The sequence below is a fragment of the Sodalis sp. RH24 genome (genome assembly GCF_047324145.1).
Classification (GTDB): Bacteria; Pseudomonadota; Gammaproteobacteria; order Enterobacterales; family Enterobacteriaceae; genus Acerihabitans.
On record NZ_CP178729.1, the window covers coordinates 1,462,664 to 1,477,284 of the forward strand.

The following is a 14,621-nucleotide window of genomic DNA, read 5'->3' on the forward strand; positions in this document are numbered from 1 at the left end:
AGTACAAATCCGGTAAAGGTTAACCGGAAACCGGCTAACCGAATCGCCGCCAGTCGGGTGGATGCGTCAGGGTATTGCTGGACGTCGGGAACGGCGCTCAGTGCGCCAGGGTAAACTCGGAAAGGGGCTTTGCGGGGGACAACGAAAACGACGCCTTCATATCGCGAACCTCTTCCATGGGGCTGCGGCCAAAGAATCGCTTGAATTCGCGACTGAACTGCGAGGGGCTGTCATAGCCGACCCGGGACGAAGCGGATGCCGCGGTCAGGCCATCACGGATCATCAGTAGCCGGGCCTGGTGCAATCGCGTCGACTTGATGTACTGGATGGGCGATGTTTGGGTCACCGTCTTGAAATGGGCATGAAAGGCAGGCACGCTCATGCCGGCTTCGCCGGCTAAATGCGCGACATCCAATGACTGCGCATAATCGGCATGGATCCGGCGCAATGCCTTGGCAACGCGGCCGAACTGGCCCTGATGCGCCAAAGCCGCCCGCATGGCGCCCCCTTGTTCCCCGACCAGTACGCGGTAATAAATCTCCCTCACCACCGCGGGGCCCAATATGTGCGCGTCGCGCGGACAGGTCATGATTTCAAGCAATCGCAGCGTGGCATCGGCCAATGCGCCGCTCAGCGGGGTTGAGGCGATACCCAAGGGCATGCCGGGCAAGGCCTGTGGGCCAGAATGATTTATTTGCAACATCAAATCGGCCACTTGCGTCAGATCTAAGCTTATGGCGACGGCCAGCATCGGCTCGGATGCGCTCGCCTCGGTTTGGGTGGAAAAGGGCAAGGGCACCGACAATACCAGGTAATGCTGGGCGTCATAAACATAGACATCGCTGCCAAGAAAGCCGCGCTTACGTCCCTGACAAACAATCACGATGCTCGGTTCGTATAAAACGGGCGTTCGTCCCAAAGGCCGGTCCGAGCGCATAAAGCGAACGGCATCCAGCGCGGACAGCGTGTAGCCCTCATTGGGCGCCAATTGCATCAGCAGCGCCGACATCCGCTGGGTGGTGGTGTCCTCGATTGCCGCCATATGCCATCGTCTCCCGTTGCGGCCGTTCAGAGGAATCAGCCATCGTTTCGCCAACCTTAAGGGAAATAAATCACCAGCGCAATAGGAATAGGCAATGATGCAATAGCCATGGCTATTCCCGCAACGGCGCCCCGCTCCTACTATAGGCCTTCGGCCCGTTATTGTTGCCAGGACACAGGAGGCACCCGTCATGAATCACAACAGGTACGTCGGCGTTTGGGTGACAGCCGATGGCTACATTCGCCATGAGCTGCTTGCCAACGGCCGCTACGACGAGGCCCGGGGCACGCGCAAAAGCGCCTATCGGGGCAGCTACCGCATTGAAGGCGATCATATCCTGTATTGCGACGATACCGGCTTTTCCGCCGACGGCGACTTCCGTGACGGCGTTTTATACCACGCCGGCATGGTGCTGCGCCGCGAGATAACCCACTGAAAAGGAGTTAACCATTATGACCGTAGCTACAGAATCCAAAGTCATCCTTATTACCGGCGCCAGCAGCGGCATCGGCGAGGCCACCGCGCGGCTTCTCGCCAGCCAGAAACACCAGCTCGTCATCGGCGCCCGCCGCACGGAGCGGCTGGCCGCACTGGCCGGGGAGATCCAGGCCGGCGGCGGCTCGGTCTGCTTTCGGGCGCTCGACGTCACATCGGCAAAGGACGTCGATGACTTTGCCAGGTTTGCCCAAGAGACCTTTGGCCGCATCGACGTCATCGTCAACAATGCGGGCGTCATGCCGCTTTCGCCTCTGGCCGCGCGCAAGGTGGACGAGTGGGATCGGATGATCGACGTGAATATCCGCGGCGTCCTGCACGGCATCGCGGCGGTGCTGCCCGTCATGACGCAGCAGGGCCATGGCCAGGTGATCAACGTGTCTTCCATCGGCGGGCTGTCGGTATCGCCCACGGCGGCGGTGTACTGCGCAACCAAATACGCGGTACGCGCCATCTCCGACGGCCTGCGCCAAGAGTCCGACGCGATCCGCGTAACGGTTATCTGCCCGGGCGTGGTCGAATCGGAACTGGCCGACCAGATTTCCGACGAAACGGCCCGCAACGCCATGCGCGAATTCCGCCGCATCGCATTAACGCCGGATGCCGTCGCGCGCGCCATAGCCTATGCGATCGCGCAGCCCGACGATGTCGACGTTAGCGAAATCGTCGTTCGACCCACGGCCAGTCCCTACTGATTTTATCAACCCTTCGCAGTTGCAAGGGGTGCGCGGGATATCCGGAATATCACGCAAAACGTCCAGCATGGACAAAGCAGGCTATCCCGTCGGCGCGGTGGCCATGACCTTAATCAAGGGACATATCATGAAAACAACTGAGAAAATAGGGTTCATTACGGGTGCGTCGTAAGGCATCGCCAATGAACTGGCATTGCAGAAGATGCAGGATGTGCGTGCAGACATTGATGCCTGGCAGGGAACGGCGCAAGCGACCGACTTCACCGATTGACCGCCTGCGCGCGCCATTTAACGGGCCCGGGGGGGAATGAGGTAAAAGACGGCCGCCTGATATTGCGGCGCTGGCATGTCGGCTATTGCGGCCGTTGATCTTGCCGAGACTGTCGTTGATACTGGCATACGCCCGGATTGTCCCGCCCGCAACGGCGCCATAGGCGGGGCGCCGCAAACCTATCCCGGAGAGACTATGTACACAGACCAGCGCTTTGCCGCTTTCCTGTTCGATATGGACGGCACCCTGCTCAACTCCATTGCCTCGGCCGAACGCGTCTGGTCGCGCTGGGCCGCGCGGCACGGGCTGGACGTGGCGACGTTTCTGCCCACCATCCACGGGGTGCGCAGTGTCGAAACCATTCGCCGCCTGAACCTGCCGGGCGTCGACCCCGAGGCCGAGGCCCGGGCAATCACCCAGGCGGAGATCGAGGATACCGACGGCATCGTCCCGATTGCCCATGCCCCGGATTTCCTGGCCGTGCTGCCACCGGACCGCTGGGCTATCGTTACATCCGCCCCGCGGGAACTGGCCTTGCGCCGCCTGCGGGCCGCCGGACTGAGGGTGCCTGCGCTGCTGATAAGCGCCGAAGACGTGGTCCGCGGCAAACCCGCGCCTGACTGCTACCTGATGGCCGCCGATCGGCTGGGGGTCGACGCCGGCCGGTGCCTGGTATTCGAAGACGCGCCGGCCGGGATTGCCGCGGCTGAAGCGGCGGGGGCCAGGGTGGTGGTCATCACGGCGACGCACCGCCATCCGATGCGGGTTCGCCACCTTGCCCTGGCGGATTATGGCGAATACCGGGCAGCGGCGGATACCGGCGGGCTGATACTGGCGCGGCGGTAAATCAGGGCGGCGGCATGGCAAGGCCAGGTCGGGTGCGGCAAGCCTTGCCAACCCTTCCTGCGGAACCTGGGCTGGGGCGCCACAGGCGCTATACCGCGCCGTGGCCCTCCCCGCGCGCCCGGTTCACCCGTACCAGGCATATCCCCTGGGCACGCGCGAGAAGCCGGCCGCGGACAAAGCGTGCGCGACCGGGCTGCCATGCGCCGGCCGGCCGTCGACATCCTCAAGCGTAAACACGCGGCGTTTCTCGCGCTGCAGCGCGGCGGCCAGCGCGCGCAAACCGCTGGCCCGCCATCCGATGTCGTCGTTATCGATAAAGGTTAACAGCTGGCGGCCGCTTTGCGCCAGATAGTATGCCAGCCTGCCGTTGCAGATCACCACCATGGCGCCGACGCGCCGGGCCGGACGCAGGTCTGCCGGGTTGGACGGCCAGGGCAACAGCCAGCCGAAGGGATTGGCCGGATCGCTGGCCGACAGCGCCACCGGTTCGCCGGACGCCGCATCCGTTTGCGCCAATTCACGCAGGCGTTCTATACAGTCCTTATCGGCAAACTGCGCGGCGCCCAGGCCGGTGATAAAGCGCCCACGCAGCACGCGGCCCGCCTCTTCCATCCGCCGCAGCACCGGCATCAGCGCGGGAAAGCCTCCCGGCACCTGCTCGGCCATCGCCACGCCGCGGCTTACCACGCCATAGCGGTCGAACAGATTCTCGACCTGGGTCAGCATCCTGAGGGTCGGGCTGGCCGCCTCGCCGGCCAGCAATGACCAGCGGCCGGCCAGGACCGCATCGCCGAACCGGGCGTTCCGCGCCGATATCGGTTTGGCCGGCGCCCACACCGGTACCCAGCCCGCCACCTGGCGCCGGTGCCGTGGGACGCGGGCCGGGCGCGAACGGGTGGGCGGGCGTATCCCCGTCAGCGCGCGCAGCGGCGACCAGGTGTCGCTGGTGAGACGGCCTTGCCAGACGAGATCCCAAACGTTTTCCGCCATTTCAGCGGGCGATATTTCCGCCCCGGCCTCCAGGCGCGTCTGGACGAGCGGCGCCAGCTGACGGACAAAATAGGCGCCGCCATCGGCCAGCACGGCGAGAATGGACTGTTGCAGCGCGGAGGCGGTTGACGCGCCGGCCTCATCATTCACCCGCGGCAGCGTTGCGCCGGCGTTTTCGCGCAGATGCAGGGAGACCAGTCCATCGTCGTCGCCAAGCGTGCCATGGCCGGCCCAAACCACCTCGCCGGCGGCAATCAGCTCATCCAGCATCGACGGATGATAGTCATGGACCCTGGCGGGCAAAATCTGGCGTTCCCACAGTGAAGCCGGCAACGCGACCCCCGCCAGTTGCTCGATGACCCGGGCGACGCCCTCGACGCCTTCAAATGCGCCGAGCGCGGCGGACGGGTCGGGATCCGACGCCGGCGCGGCGGCGTCGGTCAGTACGCCCTGGCGCTCCAGCACCAGCCGCACCACGGCCTCGCGCGGCACCGGCCGGGTCGCCTCGCGCGCCGCCTGCAAAGAGCGCGCCCGCAAACGGCGGAATACCTCATCCCACACCCACCGACGCTGCTGGCCGCCGTCGGCGGGCGCGCCGGAGTCGGTGTCCGGTCCGGGCCCGCCCGCGACGTTGCAGGGTAACACCCTGCCCTGATCGCGCAGGCGCTCCAGTTGCTCATTCACAATGGCCACGCCCAGCCCAAAGTGCGCCGCCGCCTGCGCCGCGGTAAAAGGCGCGTGCGTGCGCGCATAGCGGCTGAGCAACTCGCGCAGGGGATCGCCGGCCGCCTGCAAAAACGCAGCCGGAATGCCCGGCGGTAAAGCTATCCCCAGCGCATCGCGCAGGCGGGCGGCATCTTCTATGCCGGCCCAGCGCGCCTCGCCCGCGATGCGCACGGGAATAATCCGCGCCGCCGCCTCCAGCTGCGCCAGATAATCGCCGGCACCGTCGCCATCGGCCAGGCGCGCGGCGATTTCCGCGCGCGACAGGGGACCGAGCTCGCGCAACAGGTCGGCCACCCCTTCAGCGCCCTTTGCGCGCCGAGCGGCGGCGGTGCGCTGCAATTCCTGACCGACCCGTTCCACCACCCGGGGGTCGAGCAGCTCGCCAAGCTCCACCTGACCCAGCAGTTCGCCGAGCAGGCCGCTGTCCAGCGACAGTACGGACGCCCGTCGTTCCGCCAGCGGCGCATCGCCCTGGTACATAAACTCAATGACATAGCCGAACAGCAGATTAGCCGCAAACGGCGAGGGGATCTCGGTGGTAACCTCCCGCATGCGCACCGCGCCGTCATTGATGCGCTGCATCAGCGCCTGCAATGCCCCCAGATCATATACGTCCTGCAAACATTCCCTGGCGGTCTCGATGATCAGCGGAAAATCGTCATGCTCCCGGGCAATTTCCAGCAGCTGACCTGCGCGCAAGCGCTGCTGCCACAACGGCGAGCGTTTGCCGGGGCGCCGGCGCGGCAGCAGCAAGGCGCGCGCCGCGCATTCGCGAAAGCGGGCGATAAACAGCGCCGACTGTCCCACCGCATCGGTGACGATTTGCGGCAGCGTGTGGGGATCGAACACAAAGAGTTCCGCGCCGGGAAGTCGGCCGACGCTGTCCGGTATGCGGACAATAATACCGTCGTCGCTGGCGACGACGGCGGGATCGACTTTTAAACGCTGGTGGACGCGCGCGGCGATGGCCAGCGCCCAGGGGCCGTGCACGCGCTGGCCATAAGGCGAGTGCAGCATGACCCGCCAGTCGCCGCTCTCGTCGCGGCAGCGCTCAATCACCAGCGTTTGATCGGTGGGCAGCACCTCGGTGGCGTCGCGTTGCTCCGCCACCAGTTCGACCAGATTAGTGATGGCGTTATCATCCAGACCCGCGGCCTTAAGCCGCGCCGTCAGCGGGTGGTCCTGCGCCAACGGGCCGCGGATGCCCGCCGTCGCCGCCTCCGCCTCGCGCAGGAAGACGCCGATGGCCTCCCCCAGTTCGGCCGGCCGGCCGGCATTGTCGCCGTGCCAAAACGGCAGGCGGGCGGAGCGGCCCGGCGCCGGGACCACCACCACCTGATCGTGGGTAATCTGCTGGATGCGCCAGGAGGTGGCGCCCAGGGTTATCACATCGTTGACCCGCGACTCGTAGACCATCTCCTCGTCAAGCTCGCCGACCCGACGCGCGCCGCTTTTTTCCTCGCCTTGCGGCAAGACGACGCTGAACATGCCGCGATCGGGAATGGTGCCGCCGCTGATCACCGCCAATTGCTGCGCCCCCGGGCGGGCGGTAAGCAAACCGCTCGCCCGATCCCAGACCAGCCGCGGGCGAAACTCGCCGAACGCCTCCGACGGATAGCGGCCGGCCAGCATATCCAGGGTGGCGTCGAAGGCGCTGCGCGGCAGGGCGCGAAACGGATCCGCGCGCCGCACCCGCACGAACCACTCCTCGATATTCAGCGGTTCCATGGCCACCGCGGCCACGGTCTGCTGCGCCAGCACATCGAGCGGGTTACGCGGCGGGGCCACGGATTCCAGCCGTCCGGCCAGCATGCGCTCCACCGTCACGGCGGCATCGATCACATCACGGCGGGTACGCGGATAAACCACCCCGGAAGAAATGCCGCCCACCTGATGGCCGGCGCGCCCCACCCGCTGCAGCGCGCTGGCGACCGTTGGCGGCACGCCGACCTGGATAACCTGATCCACCAGTCCCATGTCGATACCGAGTTCCAGGCTGGAGGTGGCGACCACGCAGCGCAGCTCGCCGGATTTAAGCGCCATTTCAATTTCCGCCCGCTGCTCTTTCGACACCGAGCCATGATGGGACCGGGCGACGGTCGGCGGTTCGCCGGCGGCGCGCTTGCCGGTGCCACCCGAATTAGAGAGATAATGTGCGGCCGTCTCCTGCTGCAATGGCGAGACGGCGGCGCGCTCGGCATAGCGTTCATTGAGCCTGGCCGTCAGTTTCTCGGCCAGGCCGCGGGAATTGGTAAAGACAATGGTGGAACGGCAGGCGAGGATTTGCTCGAGGATGCTGGCTTCCACATGCGGCCAGATCGACCCCGCGCGCCCGGTAGCCCTCATCTCCGGCGCGGCGTCGTCGCGCGCCGGTATCGCGGTCATATCCTCCACCGGCACCACGATGCGCATCGCAAGGGGCCGCCTGGACTGAGGGTTAACCACCGTCACCGGCAGCGCGCCGCCCAGGAAACGGGCCACGCGTTCCACCGGGCGCACGGTCGCCGACAGGCCGATACGCTGCGCCGGCGCGGGCAGCAAAGCATCCAGGCGCTCCAGGCTCAGCGCCAGATGCGAACCGCGTTTGCCGCCGGCCACCGCGTGGATCTCGTCGATAATCACCGTGGTCACGCCGCGCAAGGTCTCGCGCGCCCTGGAGGTGAGCATCAGATACAGCGACTCGGGCGTGGTGATCAGGATATCCGGCGGCCGTCTTTGCAGGCCGGCGCGTTCAGCGGCGGGCGTGTCGCCGGTGCGCATACCCACCGTCAGCGTCACCTCGGGATCGCCGCGCCGCCGGCGCCTGGCGCTGACGCCATCCAAAGGCACGCTCAGGTTGCGCCGCACATCGGCGCCCAGCGCCTTAATGGGCGAAATGTAAACCACCCGGGTGGCGGTCTGGCGCGCGCGCGCGGGGTCGCGTTCGCGCTCCCGGAACAATCCATCGATGGCGTGCAGAAAGGCCGCCAGCGTCTTGCCCGAACCGGTGGGCGCGATGACCAGCGTGCTGTCGCCGGCGCCAATCGCCGTCCAGGCCGCCTGCTGCGCGGGCGTGGCCGCGTCGAAGGTGGCCGCGAACCAGTCCCGGGTGGCGGGCTGGAACCGGCTTAGGGGATCGGGCGCTGTCTCTCCTGACGTCAGCATCGCGTGCCAGCGCCTGACGGCGCAGTAATGAAACCATGGCGGGGATAAAGAGTTAAAGACATGGCAAGACGTTCCTTTTAAGCTCCGTAAAGCCAACCACCACCGCCTTCCCGCCCCCGGGGCGGGCAAGTAGAGGCGGGACTTGGCAGGCAACAAATAAAAGCTTAGCACCTTGCCGCCGGCGCCATGTCTTTTTACAGTGATATCGTTGATAACCTTCTACAAAAATCTTAAGCCAAACCCCCCGCTATTTTTGTAGTCAAGAGTGAAAAGCCAGCCGACCCGGCACGGACTGGGCATGACCAGGCGCGCGCGGCGGCCGCGTGGCCGGCATTGGCGTTTTGTGACGCGGATCATAACAAATTCCCGGCAGCAGTTTTCTCTATGTCTGCGGCAGCTAATTTAATTTTTATCAGCAGCAATTGGGATATGTTAGCCCTAGCAATCACCGCCCCTAAGGGATATTAATGGATAAATTTTTATATGGCGTCGCTTATTATCGTGAATATATGCCAGAAGAAAGACTTGATGATGATATCAAGATGATGAAAGACGCTGGAATAAATTATGTACGTATAGCGGAAAGCACCTGGAGTACTTACGAAAAACAGGATGGCATATTTGATTTTTCATCTGTACTGACAGTAATGGATAAAATGCATAAAAACGGCATTGCCGTTATAATAGGAACACCCACTTACGCCATCCCGGCATGGCTGGTAAAAAAACATCCTTCCGTAATGGCCACGACGCCTCATGGCATCAATAAATACGGGCCTCGACAAAAAATGGATATTACCAGCCCTATTTATTTGCGATATGCGGAAAGAATTATTCGCAAGCTGATGGCGGCGACAGCACATCATCCCGCCGTGATTGGCTTTCAAATCGATAATGAAACAAAATATCACGAAACATCCGGCAGCCATGTACAGCAAGATTTCGTTAAATATCTGAAATCAATTTTTAATAACGATCTTGATCGGTTAAACAAAGCGTTCGGTCTTGATTACTGGAGCAACCGCGTCGATGCCTGGGAGGATTTCCCTTCCGTGGAAGGCACCATCAATGCCAGCCTGGGAGCGGAATTTCAAAAGTTCCAGCGCGGGCTGGTTACGGAATTTCTCCACTGGCAGGCAGGTATTGTCGGAGAATATAAATCAGACGCGCAGTTTATTACCCATAATTTCGATTTTGACTGGCGCACATATTCTTTTGGCATCCGAAGTGAAGTGGACCATTTTGCGGCGGCCGCTACGCTGACTATTACCGGCATTGATGTTTATCATCCCAGCCAGGATCGCCTGACCGGGGCGGAAATCGCCTTTGCCGGCGATATTGCCCGTACCACAAAGGACGATAATTACCTGGTGCTGGAAACGCAGGCGCAGGCCTTCAAGGAATGGACGCCTTATCCGGGCCAGTTGCGGTTGCAAGCCTTTAGCCATATCGCCTCCGGGGCCAGGCTGGTGGGCTACTGGCACTGGCACTCCATTCACAATTCCTATGAAACCTATTGGAAAGGGTTGCTTAGCCACGATCTGCGGCCCAACCCGGTTTATCATGAAGCGCAACGTATCGGGCGAGAGCTGGCGCAATTGTCGCCGGCGCTTGTGGGCCTGAAAAAAACCAATCGCGTGGCGTTGCTGGTCAGTAATGATAGCCTGACGGCTATTGACTGGCATCCTTACCGGGGTCATCAGTTTGGCCGACCCACGGAGCATCAGTATAACGATGTGTTCCGCGCATATTATGACGCTTTATACCGTCTTAATATCGAAGTGGATATTCTCAGCGCCGACGATGCGCGCATCGACCGCTACGATTTACTGGTGGCCCCGCTACTCTACGCGGCATCGGACGCGGTGCTGACCCGCCTGAACCAATATGTCGCCGCGGGCGGCCACATGATTTACTCCTTTAAATCCGGCTTTGCCAACGAGCATCTGAAGGTCAGGACCCTACCCCAACCCGGCATTATTTCTGAGGCCTGCGGCGTGACCTATCAGCTGTTTGCCGCGCCGGAAAGCGTGTCTCTCAGCTCCGATGTGCTGCAATTAAACGCCGCAGACGCCAGGATAGAGGACTGGATGGAGCTGTTGGAAGCCGACACCCCAAGCGTTGAAGTGATCGCACGCTACCAGCATCAGTACTGGGGTAAATATGCGGCAATTACCCGCAACCGATACGGCAAAGGTTCCGCCGTGTATATCGGCTGTCCGCTTTCGCCGGCCGCGTTGGAACAACTGTACGCTTATGTGCTGGGCGATCTTCCGCTGGCGGCGGAACTGTCCGGACATCGCTTCCCGGTGATCCGCAAACGCGCCGAGACGCGCCGGGGTGAAACGGTGCTGTTCTATCTGAACTATTCACATCAACCGCAGCAATTTTCCGTGCCGTGCCGCCGGGGAACAACGTTGTTGAATAATAATGCGGTAAAAAAAGGCGACATTATAAATCTCAATGACTGGGACGTTGCCATTATTTTGGTGGAGGAGGAGTAATGCGCGAAAGAATTCAAAACGAGGACCTAGAGAAAATCAGGTTTTCCGAACGGCTGGCTTTTGGAATCGGCGATTATGGCACCAATCTGACGTATACCTTGATGGTGACCTTTCTGGCGTATTTTTATACTGATGTTGTCGGCGTTTCCGCGGTAGTGGTGGGTTCGCTGATGTTTTTCGCCCGTGCTCTTGACGGCGTAATATGTATATTTATCGGTATTCGTATTGATAAAACCAACACCCGCTACGGCAAAGCCCGCCCCTGGTTGTTATGGACCGCGGTGCCCTTCGGCCTGTCGGCGTTCCTGATGTCGACCGTGCCGGATATTAGCTACGGCGCCAAGGTGGCTTACGTTTGCGTTACCTACCTATTGGCCAACATCTTTTTTACCGCCAATAACATCGCCTATGGATCCATGCTGGCGCTGATCACCCGCGACGCTTATGAACGCGGTATCCTCAGCGTATTCCGCAAAGGGCTTTCCACCTGCGGTTCACTGACTGTCGGCGTCTGTACCCTGCCGTTAGTGGCTTTCTTTGGCAATTCGGCCACGTCATGGATCATCGTATTCGGCATTTACGGTTTTTTTACCGCGCTGTTTTTGCTGATAACCGGTATGGGCACCCGGGAAAGGATACGGCCGGTGCGCCAGGACAATACCCGCCATATTACCGCGGGACAGGTAGTGCGCTCGATGCGCGCCAACCGTTACTGGATCATGATTTTCTGTTACCTGCTGGTTACCTTTACCAGCCTGACGGCGCTGACGACCGTGAGCGTTTATTATTCCAAATATATTCTGCAGGATGTTACGCTTATATCCTATATCAGCATGGCGCAATATATCCCAGGATTGCTTACCTTGCTGGTAATCCCCATGCTGATGAAGCACCTGGGCAAGCGCAAACTGGCCATGCTGGGACTGGTGATATGCTGCGTCGCCTATCTGATCCCGTTATTAAATAAGCAGGATTCGCTGTTTATTATCATCTCCACCGCGGTGCGCAGCGTGGGCTTTTGCGGTATCGGCGCCACCATGTTCGCCTTTCTGGCGGATACGATTGATTATGGTGAATGGACCACCAAACTGCGCCTGGAAGGGATCCTGTTCAGCGCCGGCACCCTAGGCCAGACCCTCGGCATGGGGCTTGGCACCGCCAGCGTCGGCTGGATACTCGGCGCCGTCGGTTTCGTCAGCGGGGGCGCCGCCGCCCAAACGCAAAGCGTGGTGTATACCATCGAGTTTATGTTTATTTTCTTCCCGCTTATCCTGGCGGCAATTAATTTACTGATTTTGTATTTTTATAAATTGGATGCTATCTATGACCATCTGGCGGTGGATTTATCGGCAGGGCGCTATCGCCCTGATTGATACCGGGCGCAAAAACAGATAAACAGATATTGTAGCTATTATCATAATGCAATGGACAGACAGGATATCGGGGATTACCCATGGTGAAGATGAATGATGCCGATATGGTAAATTTTTCGCCGCTGATGAAAAGTTTTACCTTCAATGCCTATATGGTATCGGGGTTTACGCCAATTTCACCCGGCAGCAAGCTGGACTTTTTCATAAACCGGCCCAACGGCATGAAAGGATATATGCTTCATCTGACGCAGAAGGGCGAAGGATTGATCCATACCCCTTCCGAGCCTTTTATCTGTCGCCAGGATGATATGCTGCTGTTCCCCCCCGGCATTCCTCATCACTACGGCCGGGCCGAGGGCAGCACCGCCTGGGACCATCTGTGGATTTACTTTATCCCCCGCCCCTATTGGATCGACTGGCTGCATTGGGATGCAACCGGGGACGGCATCGGCAGATTGCGGCTGGATGACAATGTCGAGGACATGACCTTGCTGTTTAAGGAGGTCATCCACCACAACGCGGCCAACGAATCGCTGGCGGACGCGTTGGCGATGAATGCCCTGGAACGCATTATCCTGATGTGCTTCGAGCGGCAGCCCATAAGCAATCGTCATAATCTCGACCCCCGGGTGAAGTCGCTCTGCCAGTACGTTAATGAACATATTGACGAAGAAATCCGCATCGATCATCTGGCGCGCATGACATTTTTATCGCCGTCGCGCCTGGCGCATCTGTTTAAGCGCGAAATGGGACAAACCATCTTTGCCTGGCGGGAAAAGCAGCGCGTTTCCCGCGCCTGCGATTTATTGCAGAAGTCCCATCTGTCCATTGCGCAGATTTCGCTGGCGGTGGGTTATGACGACCCGCTCTATTTTTCCCGCATATTTCGCCATCATCTGGCCGTCAGTCCACGCGATTATCGCAAAAAGTTCGAGAAGATGCCCAGTATATGACATCGTCCACCAGATTATCGGCTATCTGGGACGCGGCCACGCCGGCGCCCAAGGCACACATCATTTCTGAAAAAGCGTCCACTGGGCGAAGATCCGCAGCGACACCCGCGGATTGATCGTATAGCCCGTGACGAGGCGGCATCAGATCAGATATCTTCCAGATCAAGACCACGCGTTTTCGGGCCGAACACCGCAATCACGCCCATCACAATCAGCATGCTGACCACGATAAACGCGATGACGCCCTGCACGCCCGCATGCTGCAGCAACAGGCCGATAATGATGCTGCTGAACACCGTCGACAGCCGGCTGAAGGAATAACAAAACCCCACGGCGCGGGCGCGGATAAAGGTGGGAAACACCTCCGACTGATAGGAATGGTAGCTGTAGGTCAGCCAGGCGTTGGACCAGGTGACAAAAAAACCGCATATGATAAGCAGCAGCGGATTATTCTGCACCGCGAACAGCGCGCCGAAAATAACGGTCACCAGGCAGGATAAAACGATTTGCCATTTATTTTCCATTTTATCAGCGTAAAGGCTGCATAACAGGGAACCCAGCGGATACGCCAGGGTGATAAAAAAGGCGTACAGCAGACTGTGGGTAATGGTGGCGCCCCGGCCCGCCAGCAGCGCCGGCAGCCAATTGCCGAAACCGAAAAAGCCGATGGCCTGGAAAAAATTCATCACCGACAGCATCAGGGTCCGGCCGCGATAGGGCGCGGACCAGATGTCCCGGAAGGTGCCGGCTTTCGCCGTCGCCGGCGCCTGGTCGCGCCGGGGGAAATCAACGGCGGCAGTAATGCCGCAGCGTCTTTCCATCTCCAGCATCACCTCGCGCGCCTCGCGGTAGCGCCGCTGCTGCACCAGCCAGCGCGGCGATTCCGGCAATTTCTTGCGCACCAGCCAGATGACCAGCGACGCCACGGCCCCGGCGATGACCACATAACGCCAGCCGGTCAAGCCGAAAATAGTCTGCGGCACCAGCCACCAGGACATCAGCGCCACCGCGGGCACCGACAGGAACTGGATGAAAAACGAGAAGGCGAACGCCTTGGTGCGCAGACCCGCCGGGGTCCATTCCGCCAGGTAGGTGTCGATGGTCACCAGTTCGATGCCCAACCCCACGCCCACCATAAAACGCAGGAAAATAATCCACTCCGCCTGATGCTGAAAAGCCAGGCATAACGAAAACAGGCCGTACCAGGCCAGGGCGAACATAAAGGTCAGCCGGCGGCCATACCTGTCGGCATACGGACTGAGCAGGCTGGCGCCGATAAACAAGCCGAGGAAGGTGGCCGAGGCGAACGCTGCCTGATCGGAGACGCCGGTCACCCCCTGCGCGCCGGTATGGAAAATGCCTTCCGCCACCAGTCCGCCGCTGATATAGCCGGTCTGGAACAAATCATACAGCTCAAAAAAACCGCCCAGGGCCAGCAGTATGATAAACCGCCACAGGCCGGCGGTTGCCGGCAAGGCGTCGATGCGAACCGATAAATCTTCTTCATAAATGGTTAATGGGGCCGCCATCTCGGCATTTGAAACGTACGCGTCACTCATTGTTAACCCTGCCATAACAAACA

9 protein-coding genes are annotated in these 14,621 nt (G+C 60.6%); 6 read left to right on the top strand and 3 right to left on the bottom strand.

What is annotated here, in order from left to right:
- Window positions 1-97: 97 nt before the first annotated feature.
- Window positions 98-1,042, bottom strand: a complete 945-nt coding sequence (locus ACL2XG_RS06750) for an AraC family transcriptional regulator (RefSeq protein WP_413722535.1) — start codon at window positions 1,040-1,042, stop codon at window positions 98-100.
- Window positions 1,043-1,232: 190 nt separating this feature from the next.
- On the opposite strand from ACL2XG_RS06750, the gene ACL2XG_RS06755 reads away from it, so the two are divergent.
- From ACL2XG_RS06755 to ACL2XG_RS06765, 3 genes are all read left to right on the top strand, one after another.
- Window positions 1,233-1,478, top strand: coding sequence for an Atu4866 domain-containing protein (locus ACL2XG_RS06755; protein ID WP_410015565.1), 246 nt, complete (start codon window positions 1,233-1,235; stop codon window positions 1,476-1,478).
- Between the two features lie 16 nt (window positions 1,479-1,494).
- Window positions 1,495-2,232, top strand: a complete 738-nt coding sequence (locus ACL2XG_RS06760; RefSeq protein WP_410015566.1) for an SDR family oxidoreductase — start codon at window positions 1,495-1,497, stop codon at window positions 2,230-2,232.
- A 466-nt stretch (window positions 2,233-2,698) separates the two neighbouring features.
- On the top strand, window positions 2,699-3,349 hold the full coding sequence (locus ACL2XG_RS06765; protein WP_413722534.1) for an HAD-IA family hydrolase: 651 nt from the start codon (window positions 2,699-2,701) through the stop codon (window positions 3,347-3,349).
- Window positions 3,350-3,472: 123 nt separating this feature from the next.
- Here ACL2XG_RS06765 and ACL2XG_RS06770 read toward each other — a convergent pair whose 3' ends face one another.
- Window positions 3,473-8,209 carry an ATP-dependent helicase gene (locus ACL2XG_RS06770; protein WP_413722533.1) on the bottom strand — a complete coding sequence of 1,579 codons (4,737 nt, stop codon included), beginning with the start codon at window positions 8,207-8,209 and terminating at the stop codon, window positions 3,473-3,475.
- A gap of 467 nt (window positions 8,210-8,676) precedes the next feature.
- Between ACL2XG_RS06770 and ACL2XG_RS06775 the strand changes: the two genes are divergently transcribed.
- The 3 genes from ACL2XG_RS06775 to araC all read left to right on the top strand — a co-directional run bounded on the left by ACL2XG_RS06775 (window position 8,677) and on the right by araC (window position 13,039).
- A complete protein-coding gene (locus ACL2XG_RS06775) occupies window positions 8,677-10,713 on the top strand; it encodes a beta-galactosidase (RefSeq protein WP_413722532.1) in 2,037 nt (678 codons plus the stop codon).
- Window positions 10,713-12,086 (top strand): MFS transporter, encoded by a 1,374-nt coding sequence (locus ACL2XG_RS06780; protein WP_413722531.1) that lies wholly within the window; start codon window positions 10,713-10,715, stop codon window positions 12,084-12,086. The genes ACL2XG_RS06775 and ACL2XG_RS06780 overlap by 1 nt, the downstream gene beginning before the upstream one ends.
- A gap of 83 nt (window positions 12,087-12,169) precedes the next feature.
- Window positions 12,170-13,039: an arabinose operon transcriptional regulator AraC gene (araC, locus tag ACL2XG_RS06785; RefSeq protein ID WP_413723426.1), complete on the top strand. Its 870-nt coding sequence runs from the start codon at window positions 12,170-12,172 to the stop codon at window positions 13,037-13,039.
- Window positions 13,040-13,185: 146 nt separating this feature from the next.
- Here the strand turns inward: araC and ACL2XG_RS06790 are convergent, their stop codons facing one another.
- The gene (locus ACL2XG_RS06790; protein ID WP_413723425.1) at window positions 13,186-14,568 is read right to left on the bottom strand and encodes an MFS transporter; all 1,383 of its coding nucleotides are present in this window, start codon (window positions 14,566-14,568) and stop codon (window positions 13,186-13,188) included.
- Window positions 14,569-14,621: the final 53 nt, after the last annotated feature.

Coding starts and splice junctions, on each gene's coding strand:
- ACL2XG_RS06755 (WP_410015565.1), top strand. CDS start 1,233: ATGAATCACAACAGGTACGTCGGCGTTTGGGTGACAGCCGATGGCTAC.
- ACL2XG_RS06770 (WP_413722533.1), bottom strand. CDS start 8,209: ATGCTGACGTCAGGAGAGACAGCGCCCGATCCCCTAAGCCGGTTCCAG.
- ACL2XG_RS06765 (WP_413722534.1), top strand. CDS start 2,699: ATGTACACAGACCAGCGCTTTGCCGCTTTCCTGTTCGATATGGACGGC.
- ACL2XG_RS06750 (WP_413722535.1), bottom strand. CDS start 1,042: ATGGCGGCAATCGAGGACACCACCACCCAGCGGATGTCGGCGCTGCTG.
- ACL2XG_RS06775 (WP_413722532.1), top strand. CDS start 8,677: ATGGATAAATTTTTATATGGCGTCGCTTATTATCGTGAATATATGCCA.
- ACL2XG_RS06780 (WP_413722531.1), top strand. CDS start 10,713: ATGCGCGAAAGAATTCAAAACGAGGACCTAGAGAAAATCAGGTTTTCC.
- ACL2XG_RS06790 (WP_413723425.1), bottom strand. CDS start 14,568: ATGGCGGCCCCATTAACCATTTATGAAGAAGATTTATCGGTTCGCATC.
- ACL2XG_RS06760 (WP_410015566.1), top strand. CDS start 1,495: ATGACCGTAGCTACAGAATCCAAAGTCATCCTTATTACCGGCGCCAGC.